Here is a 14270-nt window from a genome sequence, read left to right on the forward strand (position 1 = left end):
ATTCTCAAATAGCATACCACAAAATTGTAAATATTGAAAAATTTTAAGCTAATTTATTATGTAAAACGTAATTCATCACTTTTTTGCTGTGTGACACTGAATTTCATTCTGGCCAATAAAAAATAATCTAGAAAAATTTAGGCTACAATATTTTTATAGTGACAATAATAACCGCTAAGACGACGCAAAATAAAGCGATTAAAAATAAATAATCCGCAATAGTCTCATATTTGGTTTCCCGCTTTTCATTTTGGGTTCTGATAGCCAGAAAAGAAAAAAAACAGCTGCAGGCAAAAAGAATACACGCAAGTCCCGCGAATTCATCTAAATGAGTATGCTCACTCATTTTAGTAATTTTCAGTGATGTAATGATAATCAGGGAAAAACCTAAAAGGTTGCTTGATGCATTGAGGATATGGGGCGACTTTTTTTCCATCATTTACAATTTTTTACAATATAAAACACATTTTTTTTATTATCAAATTTTTAAAAAAGATTATTGAAAATTAAAATTAATTTAAAAATTGTATATTAGCGCCATACTTGAAGAATAAAAAACTTTTATATCTAGCTATGCAGACAACCTATATTGAAACACAGCAAATTTCTTTCCAGGATTTTAAAAATCAGATACTTGAGGATTATAGATTAGGAAGGATATCGCGCGAGATGTCTTATCTTGGAAGAAGAGAAGTGCTTACAGGAAAAGCTAAATTCGGAATTTTTGGGGACGGTAAAGAACTTCCTCAGCTTGCGATGGCGAAAGTTTTCAGAAATGGAGACTTCCGTTCAGGATATTACAGGGATCAGACTTTTGCATTGGCAGCAGATGCGTTAACGGTTGAGAGCTTTTTCGCGCAGCTTTATGCAGATACAAGCGTGGAAAGAGAGCCGGCATCCGCAGGAAGACAGATGAACGGACACTTCGCTACCAGAAGTTTAAATGAAGACGGAAGCTGGAAAGATCTTATGGCACAGAAAAATATCTCTTCAGATATTTCTCCTACTGCCGGACAGATGCCTAGATTATTAGGATTGGCTCAGGCTTCTAAAGTGTATAAAAGTGTAAAATTCGAAGGTTCTGAAAAGTTCTCCAAAGAAGGTAATGAAATAGCTTTCGGAACCATTGGGGATGCGTCTACCGCAGAAGGACATTTCTGGGAAACATTGAATGCAGCGTGTGCGCTTCAGGTTCCTATGATCGTTTCTATCTGGGATGACGGGTACGGAATTTCTGTTCCTACTAAAAATCAGAGAGCAAAAGCTGACATTGCAGAAATGTTAAGCGGTTTCCAAAGAAAAGAAGGTGAGAACCAGGGATGTGAAATCATTCAGGTGAAAGCATGGGATTATCCTGCATTATTGGATGCTTATGCAAGAGCAGAGCAGTTTGCAAGAATGGAGAGCGTTCCTGTGGTGGTTCATGTGATTGAAGTGACACAACCTCAAGGTCACTCTACTTCAGGATCTCACGAACGATATAAAAATGAAGAGCGTCTTTCATGGGAATCTCAGTTTGACGGATTGGTAAAATTCAGAGAATGGGTTTTAAATTATTCAATCGAAATTGAAGGAAAAGAAGAAATTATTGCTTCAGTTGAAGAATTGGATGCCATTGATGAAGAAGCAAAAAAAATAGTAAAAGCAGGGCAGAAAAATGCCTGGGAAAATTATCAGAAGACTATTACCGATTTGATTCAGTCTGTTCTTCCGTTAGTGGAAAACCTTAAAGGTCAGAATGCTGAAATTGAAGGATATATCAGTCAGTTCAATAAATTGGTTTCCAAAGCCAAAAAAGATGTTTTCCACCTGATTAGAAAAGCTTTATTGGCCACAAGAGGAACGAATTCTGCGGAAAGAACCCAATTGATGCAGAAATACAATGAAGTTTTTGAAATAGAAAAAGACAACTATTCTTCCCACTTATATTCTCAGTCTCAGTGGAAAGCTGAAAACGTAAAAGAGATCGCTCCTGTTTTCTCAGAAAATTCTGAAGAAGTAGACGGAAGAGTGGTGGTAAGAAATAATTTTGACAAAATTTTCGAAAAATATCCTGAAACTTTAGTATTTGGTGAAGATGCCGGTAATATCGGTGACGTTAACCAAGGGCTTGAAGGAATGCAGGAAAAATATGGTGAAGTACGTGTAGCAGATACCGGAATCCGTGAAGCTACCATTCTTGGCCAGGGTATTGGTATGGCGATGAGAGGTTTGAGACCTATCGCTGAGATCCAGTACTTAGATTATATTTTATACTGTTTACAGGGAATGAGTGATGACTTAGCAACTGTTCAATACAGAACAAAAGGAGGCCAGAAAGCACCTGTAATCATCAGAACAAGAGGTCACAGACTGGAAGGTGTATGGCATTCAGGTTCTCCAATGGCGGGAATCCTGAACCTTTCTAAAGGGATCTTGGTATTGGTACCGAGAAACTTAACGAAAGCTGCCGGATTCTACAATACAATGCTTCAGAGTGATGATCCTGCCGTGATTGTTGAGTGTCTGAACGGATACAGATTAAAAGAAAAGCAGCCTGATAACTTAGGTGAGTTCACTGTTCCTGTCGGAAAAATTGAAGTGACAAAAGAAGGAAAAGATGTTACTCTAGTGACTTACGGTTCTACATGGAGAATTGTAATGGATGCAGCGGAAGAACTTGAAAAATTAGGAATCTCTGCAGAAGTTATTGACGTTCAGTCTTTAATTCCATTCGATTTAACCAACGAAATTGCTGAAAGCGTGAAGAGAACGAACAGATTAGTCGTGATCGACGAAGATGTGGAAGGCGGTACTTCAGCGTTTATTCTTCAGCAGATTCTTGAGAAGCAGAAAGCATTCAGATACCTGGATTCAGATCCGTTGACGATTGCAGCCAACGATCACAGACCTGCTTATGCAAGTGACGGAGATTATTTCAGCAAGCCATCTTCAGATGATATGGTAGAAAGAATCTACGCCATGTTCAATGAAACAAACCCTCAGAAATATCCTGCGATATTCTAATTGGGATTTTAGATAAAATGAAACCGCTTTCTTTGGGAAGCGGTTTTTTTGTTCATTTTTATTAAAACAACATAATTGTAAATTAATGAAATTCAGATTTTTATATTTCTTTTTTATATGGGTATTGATAAATTGTAAAAATGATAAAAAAGAAATTTTGTCAGCCGATAGAGAAGCTCCTCTAGGTTGGATCTACTTAAAAATGTATGATGATGAAAGTTTTGAATTTATCTCCCAGGGAATGATGCGGGATAAAGATATTTATGTGGGAAATTATAAATTAAAGCATGATACTCTTTATTTTAAGTATAAAGATTCAATTCCTAAAGTAGGCTCAAAAGCGATCATACAAAAAGGATTTGTTAATTATCTGAATGGAAATTATTCAGAAAGTCTTCACGTTAAATTAAATAATCTTCCGGTTAGTAAATAAAGGCTAAAATCAAACTTCAGCAGCTTTTTTCATTTTACTATCAAGCACATTGCAATCCTTATCATACTGCACCTCCTTATTATCAAACTTCGCTTCCCATTCTTCCAGCAAATATAAAATCGGCAACAATGCCAATCCCTTTTCTGTCAACGAATATTCAACCCTCGGAGGAAGTTCTTTGAACTCTTCTCTTATGATCAATCCGTCATTCTGCATTTCTTTTAACTGATCAGTCAGTACTTTCCTTGAGATTACATTAATCCGTACGGCAAGTTCTCCAAATCGAAGTTTACGGTCTTTAATCACCAATACAATGATTGGTTTCCACTTGCTTCCTAACGCAGACATTGCTTTGCCCAGAGGACAGCTGTATTTCATCAATTCACTCTTTACCATACGTTGTTACTTTTAAGTTACTAATGTAAGTTACTGCGAAGTTACCACTTTTTTCTGACAAGAGATACAAATACGAACTATTATTAGTTACTTTGTGTAACAATTATAAAATACCCATTTAAAAATGAGCACAGAATCATTATTTAAACCTTTTGTTTACAAAAATCTGGAACTTAAAAACAGAATCGTAATGGCGCCTATGACCAGAGCACAGTCTGATAATGGAGTTCCTACTCAAAATATCGCAGAATATTATGCAAGAAGAGCCGCTTCTGATGTTGGATTAATTCTTTCTGAAGGAACCGTAATCAACAGAACCGCCTCTAAAAATATGCAGAATATCCCGGACTTCTATGGAAATGAAGCTTTGGCCGGCTGGAAAAACGTGATCAATGCCGTTCATCAGCATGGCGGAAAAATGGGACCTCAGATCTGGCACGTAGGAGATACCAGATCATCCGAAGACTATCCGTTAGCTCCAATGGAGAAAGCCTCTACCATGACTTTAGAAGATATTCAGGATACGATCGCCCAGTTCGCAGCTTCTGCAAAATCTGCAAAAGATCTTGGTTTCGACTGCCTTGAAATTCATGGCGCGCACGGTTACCTTATCGATCAGTTCTTTTGGGAAGTAACCAATACCAGAACTGATGAATATGGCGGAAAAACCATCAAAGAAAGAAACCGTTTCGCAGTGGATGTGGTTAAAGCCATAAGAGCTGCAGTAGGAGAGGATTTCACGATTATTCTTCGTCTATCCCAATGGAAGCAGCAGGATTACAGCAGCAGATTAACTGCCAATCCAGCGGAAATGGAAGAGTGGTTATTGCCGTTAAAAGAAGCCGGAGTAGATATTTTCCACTGTTCACAGCGTCGTTTCTGGGAACCGGAATTTGAAGGTTCTGATTTAAATTTTGCAGGTTGGGCTAAAAAAATTACAGGACAGCCAACAATCACGGTAGGTTCTGTAGGATTGAAAGGAGATTTCATGAGTGCCTTTGCAGGTCAGGGAACAGAGAAAGCAGACCTTACGGAACTGATCAGAAGACTGGATAATCAGGAATTTGATCTGGTAGCGGTAGGACGTGCACTTTTACAGGATCCACAATGGGTTCACAAAATAAAAACCGGAAATACAGAAGAGCTTTTAGACTTTTCAGCGGAAAGCATGGCGAAACTGTATTAAAAGGTGAATGGTCAATTGTGAATTCGCTTCGCTGTCAATTTTTAATTTTATAAAAGAATTGGCGGGGGTATCATTCACTTGCGTAGCAAAATTGACCATTGACCACTCACTTTTAAACAATACAAATTTTCTTTAATTTATATTTAATTTTCACCTATTTATTTAAAAGAAACCCGCTTTCAGAACTTCTGGAAGCGGGTTTTGATTGGTGTTAATCAGGACATTCCTCAGTAACAGGAGTGCATCTCCAACGCACTGGAGATCCATTTTTAGGGGGTATAAGGCACGCAATAGTTCCGTCCGGACATTCCGGTGCATTTCCGCCATTAATTTCCTTTAAATCTGATTTTTTTAATTTCTTTAGATTTTTCATACTTTAATTTGTTGATTCTTTACGTGTGTACTATTTAGGACATCCTACCCCTGGCTCACATGACCAGTAACTTGGAATATCACCGTTACGACGATGATAACATGCTGTTGTTCCTTCCGGGCATTCTGGTGCATTTCCACCATTAATTTTCTTCAATTCTGACTTGGCTAATTTTTTTAAATTTTTCATACGTAATAATTTGTTGAATATTAAAAGTAAAATATTTTCACCACACAGCGAAATATTTGCATGAAAAAATATGATTACTAGAAAAAACAACCGCGCTCCAAAAATTTTTGGAGCGCGGTTTTAACAGATTTAAATATCTAAAATTACCGCAGTGAACGGTAACAGTGATTTTGTATTATAAACCAATATTTTTAGTAGGCTTCAACTGTTTAAGAATACTTTTTGGAACCGCATTCTTATGGATAAGGATCGCGGTTGATTTGTATTCTACATAAGGTCTTGTTACGTAAAGATAACCCTCGAAATCATTGGTTACGCCCCAGGAGTTTTTAACCATATAATATTCTTTTCCGGTCTGGTCTTTCGCCAATCCTACGATATGCATACCGTGATCATCCGTGGTAGAAAGGTTGTTAAGCGCTTTCTGACGCATATCTTCGGTAATAGTTTTATCTTTCTTCGGCTCAGTGAACAGCGTTTGCTTGTTTTCAGCAGTGATCCCATTCAAATCCACATCAGGAACATAAGCTACCCCGTTTTTGTATGAGAAATAAGGCTCAGAAACGTCTGTAGCCCATCCTACGGAGTATCCTTTGTTTACAGCATTGTCAATGATTGCTGTTAAATCTTTCATTGGAACATTCCAGTCAGAATCATGGCTCCAGTTATCAGGAATCGGAACTACAAATTTTTGGTAGTACGGGTAATCTTTGTATGAAGAAATTTCTATATAATCTTCAGGATTGATTCCTACCACTTCTTTAGCGAATGTTTTAGGCGTATAATTTTTTCCTTCGTAGGTAAAATTAGCAGGCACTTTTCCTAGATATTCATCCAGAATTGAATCTACGGAATCCATCCAGTTATCTGAAAGCTTTCCTTTTGAACTTGCCTGAACAAGACTGTCCAGAACTGTTTTTAATTTCCCCTGCATTTCCTTAAAATTATTAAGGCTCTGTCCGGATTTTAATCCTGTATACACATCCTGAGGTACCGCTCCGTATTTTTTGTACATATTAATCACGTCGTGCAGTTCGCCTCCGTCACCCCAGCTGATCGCTCCGCCGTTAAGGACAAATAATTTAGCTTTATCGTGGTAAGAATTTCTTGCCGTGAAAATTTCAGCCAGATCTACAGGTTTTTTACCCATTCTCTGCATTTCAGATTCAAGGAAAGAATTCCCTGAATAGCTCCAGCAGGTTCCGGATGATCCCTGGTTTTTTACTGAAGTCGCTCCTACGTCTTTTAACGCGGTGAACTGAAAATTAGCATTTTGTGATTGATTGTTCTTTAATTTGTTGATCAAGTCATCTTGGGCAAACATCATACTTCCTGCAGACAAAACAAAAAGTAATGAGGCAATTTTGGTATTTTTCATTACTATAAAAAGATTATTTATACGAATAGTCGTTCCTATTAAAGATTTGTTACAAAGGGAAAAGTTAAATTTGAAAGTGAAAAAAGTTGAAAAAAAAGAAATTAAACGAAGCTGTTTGGGTATCAGTTTATTCACTATTTTGCCTTTTTACAAAAAAATATTTAAAATGTTTCCAACCTGTCTCAAAGTTGATGCATCTATAAGAGTATAAAGCCTGACTATGGAAAGAGAATTACTAATAGAATGCCAACGTAACAGCCGCAGTGCACAGCGGAAGGTCTACGAGAAAATGGCGGGCAAGCTGTACTCAGTCTGCAGACGCTACCTGAAAAATGATGAAGATATTGAAGAAGTATTGGCCGATACGTTCTACAAAATATTCACGAAGATCAGCCAACTCCAGAATGTGGACACTTTCGAAGGTTGGGCCAGAAAAATTGCTGTCAATGAATGCCTTCAGAAATTAAGGGCCACCAAAACACAGTTCGTCTCTATGGATGACAGTTTTGCAGAAACATCCGGAACCTTATCCGAAAGCATTTCGTTTGAGAAAGATATCCTGAGCCTGCTGAACTTTCTTCCGGAAGGCTGCAGAGCCATATTCAACCTGTTTGCGATTGAAGGATATCCACATAAGGAAATTGCTTCCATGCTTTCTATAAGCGAGGGAACTTCTAAATCCCAGCTCAATTTTGCAAGGAAAAAACTACAGGAACTTTTGGTTAATCAGAACATTTAAATTTTAGGCAATGGAAAACAATCACGACATAGATAAAAAATTCAATGATGCTTCTAAGCTTTCAGAAGAACCCACCGTTTTTCCGGGTTTTGATAAAGTCTGGGCAAAAGTTGAAGAAAAATTAGATGAAAAAGTAGAGAAAAAAAGAGTACTGCCGGTGTGGTTTCCTTATGGAATCGCGGCAAGTTTAATCATTGGATTGGGGGCATTTTATTTTATCAGTAAAGATAAAACTACTGAAAACCCGAAACCTGTAATCGTAGAAAACAGGACTGAAAATCGTTCTGAAAAGAATAATATCCAGACAGTAGACAGTACAGTAAAAGCCAATATAGAAAAAGAAATAGAACTAAAACCTGTGCAGCCCGTACTTGCTTATGAACCCGTAGCGCCCATAAGTTTAGACAAGCCAAGAACCATTTCTTGCGAACTCCCTGAACCGCCAGAGGAATATAAATATTCCAGACAAGGAAAAAGAGATACTTTAAGAGAAACAAGGATAGAAGAAGTCGTGATGACTGGTTCTATGGGGCTGAAAAAAAAGGTGAGCTCAGTAACTTCATCAAGCACGATGGTTGCTTCTATAGATAATGGAGCTGGAAGACCATCGGTACTGGCTTCTTTAAGTGGTAAAGTAGCCGGAATATCTGTTTCGTCAGGAAAACATTCAGAAATTCGTATAAGAGGGGCTAAAAGTATGAGCGTCGATAAAGCATTATTCGTGGTAGATGGAGTGGTATTTGGCGGAGAATCAAAAGTGCTGAACTCATTGGATCCCAGCAATATTAAGGAAATAAAAGTCTTAAAAGGATCGGCAGCTACGGCTTTATATGGCAGTAAAGCCAGCAATGGAGTCATTATAGTGACCACCCGCGGCCTGTCAAAATCCGACCTTGAAAAACTTAAAGAAGAAGCCTTAAAAAAAACGGAAGAAGTCATTAAAGAAGAAGATAAAGATCTTCCGAAAGCAGGACTACTAACCGCCGGGGAAGTCAATGATTTCTCAAAATGGGAGTACTGGAAAGACATCGCAGTTCCTACGCTTGACGAATATAAAAACATATGGAAGTTCTTTCCTGACAGAAGGGTTTCCGTGCAGTTAGTCAATAAAGGCAGAAAACCAGTAATAGGAGAAAAAGTAAAACTTCTCAACGATAAAAAAGAGGTCATCTGGGAAGCGGTTTCCAATAATTTAGGAAATGCAGAATTGTGGATAGAACCTATGAAAGGCAGTAATCCAATTTTCGGAAAATATTATTTAGCTGATGGCTCAGGACAAATTATCAGTACGAATATCAGAGATTTTAAAAATGGACAGAATCTGGTGATGATGGACAGAGCCTGTGTTACCAAACGGAATCTGGATCTTGCATTTGTAGTGGATGCTACAGGCTCTATGGGAGACGAAATTTCATATCTGCAGTCTGAACTCCTTGATGTCTTAAAAAAGGTGGAAAGCAATCTTAAAAATACAACGGTGCGGTACGGATCCGTCTTTTACAGAGACCAGGGTGACGATTATGTGACCAGAAAATTTGACTTTTCGGATAAAGCTGAAGAACTAGTCAGTTTCATTAAAAAACAAAATGCAGGGGGAGGTGGAGATACACCTGAAGCGGTTGTGGAAGCCATGCAGGTGTCTATCGATGAACTGAAATGGAGCAATGAAAATTCAGCCAAAATCATGTTTTTGATTCTTGATGCACCTCCGCATCATTCAGAGGAGAATATCAGTAAACTTTATGAGAAAATAAAACTGGCCTCCAAAAAAGGGATTACTGTAATTCCTCTGGCAGCCAGCGATACTGATAAACAGACGGAATATTTGATGAGAACATTTGCTTTACTGACGAACGGGACCTATACTTTTCTAACCAACGACAGTGGTATTGGTAATGACCATATAAAACCTACCATTGATTCCTATGAAGTAGAAAAGCTGAATGCATTGTTATTAAGATTGATTCTTCAGAGAGCAACACTTCCGGAATGCAATGACGGAATTTCAAATGATCATCTGAACAAAAAACTTGAAACAGAAGTTAATAACCAGCAGGAATCCAAAACGGTGATCTTCCCGAATCCCACTAAAGGGATCATCAATATCAAATCCAGATATGCCATAGACGAACTGTTCGTTTATGATCTGGCAGGAAAGATCATTATGAGAAAAGAGAAACTTGAAGAAGGTAAAAACACAATCGACATTACTTCCTATCCACAGAGTATTTATCTCTTAAGATTGAGATCTGGAGAGCAATGGGAAACCTTTAAAGTGATCAAAAATTAACGTATTGGAAAAAGAAATTTCTCCGGAAATTCCATTAGAATGTTATTAAATAAAAATAGAAGATAGAGGTATTGTTTTTAAGCAGTGCCTCTTTTGTTTTTATAAATTTTACCCAATCAGAAAGTGACGATTTATTCTACCAAAAAAACAAAGTGTATTAAGATGAATACACATACCCGTAATTTCTATCAATTTTATAAGATAAAATAAACATTTATACGTGAAAATTGAATGAAGTGGCTATTTGTTATTGAATAAATTCATCAATATATTGTTTAATGGAGTATTTTATTTTTCATAAAATATTTTATATTATTTAATGTTTGTTTAATTAAATTAATAATATTGTTAATAAATATGTATTATTTCTTTTTTATATTTGCGAAACAAATTTGAAAATATAAATGTTATTTAATTCCCTTTCATTTGCCCTGTTTTTCCCTGTTATATTCTGCCTTTACTGGATGATAAATAAAAGTTTGAGATGGCAAAATATTCTACTTCTTATTGCAAGCTTTTATTTTTATTCATGTTGGGACTGGCGGTTTTTGTTTCTTTTGATGTTTTCCATCGGATTGGATTATTTTTCAGGAATTAAGATTGAAAATAGTAAAAATAATAGGGAAGCCAAGTTTTGGCTGACTTTAAGTATTGTCATTAATTTAGGATTTCTGGGCTTTTTTAAATATTACAATTTCTTTATTGAAAGCTTTGCAGAGTTTCTGTCAAATTTCGGATTCAAAGTGAATATCTGGTTGCTTAACATCATACTTCCTGTAGGGATTTCATTTTATACTTTTCATGGTCTTTCATATGTGATTGATATTTATAAGAAAAGGATAAAGGCTGAGCGCAATTTTGTAGACTATAGCTTATTTGTAAGTTTTTTTCCCTTGCTGGTAGCCGGTCCTATTGAAAGAGCAACACACTTATTACCCCAGATCAAAGTTCAGAGAAGATTTAGCTATGAAAATGCAGTAAGCGGATTGCGGCAAATCCTTTGGGGACTGTTTAAAAAAATTGTGATTGCTGATCAGTGCGCCATTTATGTAAATGATATTTTTGGTCATCATCAGGAACTGTATGGCAGTACGTTGGCTATTGGTGCTGTTCTTTTTGCATTTCAGATCTATGGGGATTTTTCGGGATATTCAGACATTGCATTGGGAACGGCGAGGCTTTTGGGATTTGATTTATTGAAAAACTTCAATTATCCTTATTTTTCACGTGATATTGCAGAGTTTTGGAGACGCTGGCATATTTCACTTTCATCATGGTTCCGGGACTATCTTTATATTCCCTTAGGAGGGAGCAGTGGAGGTAATTGGATGAGAATAAGGAATACATTCATTATTTTCCTTGTCTCCGGTTTCTGGCATGGAGCCAATTGGACATTTATCGTTTGGGGATTTCTAAATGCTTTATTTATTATGCCTTCAATCATCTTCAAAACCAACAGGAATAATTTAAATGTCGTTGCTGAAAGCTCCTTATTTCCCAATGTAAAAGAAATCCTGATGATGGGCTTTACGTTTGGACTTACCGTTTTCGCATGGATATTCTTCAGAGCTGACAGTGTGATGGATGCCTTGAAATACATTCGGAGAATCTGCAGTTATTCACTTTTAAAATACCCGCAGAAAGAAGTAAAATGGCTGGTGGCAATCATCCTTTTTTTTATGGCGGTAGAGTGGTTTGGAAGAAAAGATAATTTTGCCATTGAAAAGATTCATTTGGACCATAACCGATGGGTGAGATGGGGATTTTATTATATCCTTATCGGTGGTATTATTTATTTCTCGGGTGAAGAACAAATTTTTATTTATTTCCAATTCTAATGAAAAAGCTGCTGAAAAATCTCGTTTACTTCATGATTCCGGTTGTCGCTCTTTTGGTTACAATAGAGTATATGGCTGAAAGAATACCCAATGAGTACAGTGTCAAAAATGATTATTTAGATAAAAATTCCGACAGGGTAGAGGTACTATATCTGGGAAATTCTCATGTTTACTTTGGAATTAATCCGGACTACGCATTACATCAATCTTATAATGCATCCTATATATCGCAGTCACTTGATCTGGATCAGATGATTCTGGATAAATACCATTGGAAAAATCTGAAATATATCGTGATTCCTGCAGATTATGTTTCCATGTATTATACCCTGGAGACAGCGAACGATAAATGGAGAATTAAAAACTACAACTTATACTATCATTTCGGTATAGGATATAACCCGATCAATTATACCGAGATTTTTAACGGAAAGATTCAGGATCAGATAAAAAGGATTGAACATTATTATAGTCAAAATAAATACAGCATATTGAGTACTGAACTGGGATTTGGCACTGCATACCAGTCACCGTCACCGTTTGATATCAATGAAACAGCAGAAAAAGCAGCCAAGTTGCATACATTTGATATTCATTCAGAAAAGCACTTAAATAATTTTGAAATTAATAAGAAGGCATTGAATAAGATTGTAAGTTTTGCTAAAGAAAAGCAGATCAAGGTTGTTTTTCTTTCAAGTCCTGTCAGTTCTAAATATTTCCAGAATTGTGAACCCACCCAACTTGCCCGTACCATGAAGGTATATGATGATTTATTAAAAAAATACCCGGAAATATGCTCTCATATTGATTTTGTGCAAAGTCCTTATTTTAACAACAATGACTTCTACGACGGAGATCATCTGAATAATATCGGAGCAGAAAAACTAACTAAACTGGTAGAAAATAAACTCTCCAAATAATAAAACATTCAGTCACGAAGTGACGATTTACCCTAGGAGAGGACACCATCCTATCAAATCGAAAAAAAATTAGTTTTCAAAAATTATTGAAAATTCAAAAATTATAATTACATTTGTTATAGAAATTAAAGCAGGCAAAAATGAAACTCTCAGAAGCAAAAGAAAAGTACATCCAAACGTGGGGAACCTTCGCCACCAACTGGGGAATTAACCGTACGATGGCGCAGGTTCATGCATTGCTTCTGGCCACTGGAAAACCGCTTTCTACCGATGAGGTAATGGAGCAGCTGGAGATTTCAAGGGGAAATGCCAATATGAATCTCCGTGCATTGATAGACTGGGGAATTGTAAAAAAGGAATTTGTAAAAGGAGACCGGAAAGAGTATTTCGTTGCAGAAAAAGATGTCTGGTATCTGTTTAAGCAAATCACGAAAGAACGGAGAAAAAGGGAAATAGAACCTGTCATTTCTTTTCTGGAAGAATTAAAGAATATAGAAGACAAAGATTCCGATGAAGCGAAAGAATTTGTAAAGCTGATGGATGATTTCAGCTCTGTAACGGGAAAGATTAACAATATTATGGATCTGGCGATCAAAAGCGATGATCACTGGCTGGTGGGAAAAATCACTAACCTGCTAAAATAGAAGAGGATGTTATCCTTTTTTATTTGAATTTAATTTTCAAAAATTACTGAAAATATAATATTTACAAGATGTTTAATGTAGTCTCATATATCATTTTTCTTACGGTGAGTTCTTACATCACCATAGATGTCGGAAGGAGGTGCTTTCAGGCCGGAAAGATTTATCTGGAGTATCTGATTCATGATAGTGAGATGTGCCTTACCATCAACAGGATTCTTCTTGGGTGCTACTACCTGCTGAATCTGGGATATATAGCGGTCAACCTGGCATTCTGGGACCAAGTTAGCTCTATGGAAGAAGTCATTGCGGTGACTGCCATCCGTATCGGATATATTGCTTTGATCCTTTGTATACTGCATTTTATGAACATTTTCACACTTTACTTTTTAAGAAACAAATTAACATTAAAATAATACAGCTATGACCACAACAGTTTTAACCACAACGTACAATTTCTCAGCGTACATGATTTATCTTCCTATTGTAATCGCTCTTACCGTATTGGTGTCACAGTTTTTGTTCAAAAACTCAAAAACATTCATGATTGATATTTTTCATCAGAAAAAAGACATTGCAATGGCAACGAATTCCCTCTTTAAGATTGGTTTTTATCTCCTGAATATCGGATTTGCTTTATGCATTATTGAATTTTTTCAGATTGAAACCATAGAAAGACTGGTTGTCGCTTTAAGTAAAAAGATCGGAGGCTTTTCTATCTATCTGGGACTGATGATGCTTCTTAACCTTCTTCTGTTTCTGAAAGGCCGTAAACATGCTATGAACAAAGAAAAACTCATCGAAAATGAAAACACTCATCTTTAAAATCTGGATGTATATCACTTTCAGATCCAAGAATAAAAGAACCCGGGGAGATTTCT

Annotated in this window: 15 protein-coding genes; 10 read left to right on the forward strand and 5 right to left on the reverse strand. The window is 36.6% G+C overall.

The window, feature by feature from the left end; translation table 11 throughout:
* Nucleotides 1–142: 142 nt before the first annotated feature.
* The gene (locus tag BUA72_RS06375; RefSeq protein ID WP_228407841.1) at nucleotides 143–439 is read right to left on the reverse strand and encodes a hypothetical protein; all 297 of its coding nucleotides are present in this window, start codon (nucleotides 437–439) and stop codon (nucleotides 143–145) included.
* 134 nt (nucleotides 440–573) lie between these two features.
* Between BUA72_RS06375 and BUA72_RS06380 the strand changes: the two genes are divergently transcribed.
* Complete coding sequence (locus tag BUA72_RS06380) at nucleotides 574–3006, forward strand: alpha-ketoacid dehydrogenase subunit alpha/beta (RefSeq protein WP_072922227.1); 2433 nt, start codon at nucleotides 574–576, stop codon at nucleotides 3004–3006.
* Between the two features lie 157 nt (nucleotides 3007–3163).
* Nucleotides 3164–3439, forward strand: coding sequence for a hypothetical protein (locus BUA72_RS06385; RefSeq protein WP_139259547.1), 276 nt, complete (start codon nucleotides 3164–3166; stop codon nucleotides 3437–3439).
* Between the two features lie 9 nt (nucleotides 3440–3448).
* Here BUA72_RS06385 and BUA72_RS06390 read toward each other — a convergent pair whose 3' ends face one another.
* Nucleotides 3449–3835 (reverse strand): winged helix-turn-helix transcriptional regulator, encoded by a 387-nt coding sequence (locus BUA72_RS06390; protein ID WP_072922229.1) that lies wholly within the window; start codon nucleotides 3833–3835, stop codon nucleotides 3449–3451.
* Nucleotides 3836–3959: 124 nt separating this feature from the next.
* Between BUA72_RS06390 and BUA72_RS06395 the strand changes: the two genes are divergently transcribed.
* The gene (locus BUA72_RS06395) at nucleotides 3960–5021 is read left to right on the forward strand and encodes an NADH:flavin oxidoreductase (RefSeq protein WP_072922230.1); all 1062 of its coding nucleotides are present in this window, start codon (nucleotides 3960–3962) and stop codon (nucleotides 5019–5021) included.
* A gap of 211 nt (nucleotides 5022–5232) precedes the next feature.
* On the opposite strand, the gene BUA72_RS24385 is transcribed toward BUA72_RS06395, so the two are convergent.
* From BUA72_RS24385 to BUA72_RS06400, 3 genes are all read right to left on the reverse strand, one after another.
* The gene (locus BUA72_RS24385; protein ID WP_175548859.1) at nucleotides 5233–5394 is read right to left on the reverse strand and encodes a bacteriocin-like protein; all 162 of its coding nucleotides are present in this window, start codon (nucleotides 5392–5394) and stop codon (nucleotides 5233–5235) included.
* A 30-nt stretch (nucleotides 5395–5424) separates the two neighbouring features.
* Nucleotides 5425–5583, reverse strand: a complete 159-nt coding sequence (locus BUA72_RS24390) for a bacteriocin-like protein (protein ID WP_156122744.1) — start codon at nucleotides 5581–5583, stop codon at nucleotides 5425–5427.
* Between the two features lie 175 nt (nucleotides 5584–5758).
* Nucleotides 5759–6961 carry a C1 family peptidase gene (locus BUA72_RS06400; RefSeq protein WP_047451914.1) on the reverse strand — a complete coding sequence of 401 codons (1203 nt, stop codon included), beginning with the start codon at nucleotides 6959–6961 and terminating at the stop codon, nucleotides 5759–5761.
* Nucleotides 6962–7181: 220 nt separating this feature from the next.
* Here BUA72_RS06400 and BUA72_RS06405 point away from each other — a divergent pair, with 220 nt between their 5' ends.
* The 7 genes from BUA72_RS06405 to BUA72_RS06435 all read left to right on the forward strand — a co-directional run bounded on the left by BUA72_RS06405 (nucleotide 7182) and on the right by BUA72_RS06435 (nucleotide 14214).
* The gene (locus BUA72_RS06405; protein WP_034727966.1) at nucleotides 7182–7700 is read left to right on the forward strand and encodes an RNA polymerase sigma factor; all 519 of its coding nucleotides are present in this window, start codon (nucleotides 7182–7184) and stop codon (nucleotides 7698–7700) included.
* Between the two features lie 10 nt (nucleotides 7701–7710).
* On the forward strand, nucleotides 7711–9990 hold the full coding sequence (locus tag BUA72_RS06410; protein WP_072922231.1) for a TonB-dependent receptor plug domain-containing protein: 2280 nt from the start codon (nucleotides 7711–7713) through the stop codon (nucleotides 9988–9990).
* Nucleotides 9991–10394: 404 nt separating this feature from the next.
* Entirely contained in the window at nucleotides 10395–11828 is a 1434-nt protein-coding gene (locus BUA72_RS06415; protein WP_072922232.1) for an MBOAT family O-acyltransferase, read from the forward strand.
* The gene (locus BUA72_RS06420; RefSeq protein ID WP_072922233.1) at nucleotides 11828–12748 is read left to right on the forward strand and encodes a hypothetical protein; all 921 of its coding nucleotides are present in this window, start codon (nucleotides 11828–11830) and stop codon (nucleotides 12746–12748) included. Before BUA72_RS06415 ends, BUA72_RS06420 begins: the two co-directional genes overlap by 1 nt.
* 140 nt (nucleotides 12749–12888) lie before the next feature.
* Complete coding sequence (locus tag BUA72_RS06425; RefSeq protein ID WP_072922234.1) at nucleotides 12889–13392, forward strand: GbsR/MarR family transcriptional regulator; 504 nt, start codon at nucleotides 12889–12891, stop codon at nucleotides 13390–13392.
* A 68-nt stretch (nucleotides 13393–13460) separates the two neighbouring features.
* Nucleotides 13461–13805, forward strand: coding sequence for a hypothetical protein (locus tag BUA72_RS06430; protein ID WP_072922235.1), 345 nt, complete (start codon nucleotides 13461–13463; stop codon nucleotides 13803–13805).
* 7 nt (nucleotides 13806–13812) lie between these two features.
* Nucleotides 13813–14214, forward strand: a complete 402-nt coding sequence (locus BUA72_RS06435; RefSeq protein WP_034727946.1) for a hypothetical protein — start codon at nucleotides 13813–13815, stop codon at nucleotides 14212–14214.
* Nucleotides 14215–14270 lie beyond the last annotated feature (56 nt).

The sequence above is a fragment of the Chryseobacterium sp. OV279 genome (assembly GCF_900128945.1).
Taxonomy (GTDB): Bacteria; Bacteroidota; Bacteroidia; order Flavobacteriales; family Weeksellaceae; genus Chryseobacterium.

Bases quoted from the DNA above. Each gene is read 5' to 3' on its own strand.
- BUA72_RS06395 (WP_072922230.1), top strand. From the start codon at position 3,960: ATGAGCACAGAATCATTATTTAAACCTTTTGTTTACAAAAATCTGGAA.
- BUA72_RS06410 (WP_072922231.1), top strand. From the start codon at position 7,711: ATGGAAAACAATCACGACATAGATAAAAAATTCAATGATGCTTCTAAG.
- BUA72_RS24385 (WP_175548859.1), bottom strand. From the start codon at position 5,394: ATGAAAAATCTAAAGAAATTAAAAAAATCAGATTTAAAGGAAATTAAT.
- BUA72_RS06430 (WP_072922235.1), top strand. From the start codon at position 13,461: ATGTTTAATGTAGTCTCATATATCATTTTTCTTACGGTGAGTTCTTAC.
- BUA72_RS06425 (WP_072922234.1), top strand. From the start codon at position 12,889: ATGAAACTCTCAGAAGCAAAAGAAAAGTACATCCAAACGTGGGGAACC.
- BUA72_RS06390 (WP_072922229.1), bottom strand. From the start codon at position 3,835: ATGGTAAAGAGTGAATTGATGAAATACAGCTGTCCTCTGGGCAAAGCA.
- BUA72_RS24390 (WP_156122744.1), bottom strand. From the start codon at position 5,583: ATGAAAAATTTAAAAAAATTAGCCAAGTCAGAATTGAAGAAAATTAAT.
- BUA72_RS06400 (WP_047451914.1), bottom strand. From the start codon at position 6,961: ATGAAAAATACCAAAATTGCCTCATTACTTTTTGTTTTGTCTGCAGGA.
- BUA72_RS06415 (WP_072922232.1), top strand. From the start codon at position 10,395: ATGTTATTTAATTCCCTTTCATTTGCCCTGTTTTTCCCTGTTATATTC.
- BUA72_RS06380 (WP_072922227.1), top strand. From the start codon at position 574: ATGCAGACAACCTATATTGAAACACAGCAAATTTCTTTCCAGGATTTT.
- BUA72_RS06375 (WP_228407841.1), bottom strand. From the start codon at position 439: ATGATGGAAAAAAAGTCGCCCCATATCCTCAATGCATCAAGCAACCTT.
- BUA72_RS06405 (WP_034727966.1), top strand. From the start codon at position 7,182: ATGGAAAGAGAATTACTAATAGAATGCCAACGTAACAGCCGCAGTGCA.
- BUA72_RS06435 (WP_034727946.1), top strand. From the start codon at position 13,813: ATGACCACAACAGTTTTAACCACAACGTACAATTTCTCAGCGTACATG.
- BUA72_RS06420 (WP_072922233.1), top strand. From the start codon at position 11,828: ATGAAAAAGCTGCTGAAAAATCTCGTTTACTTCATGATTCCGGTTGTC.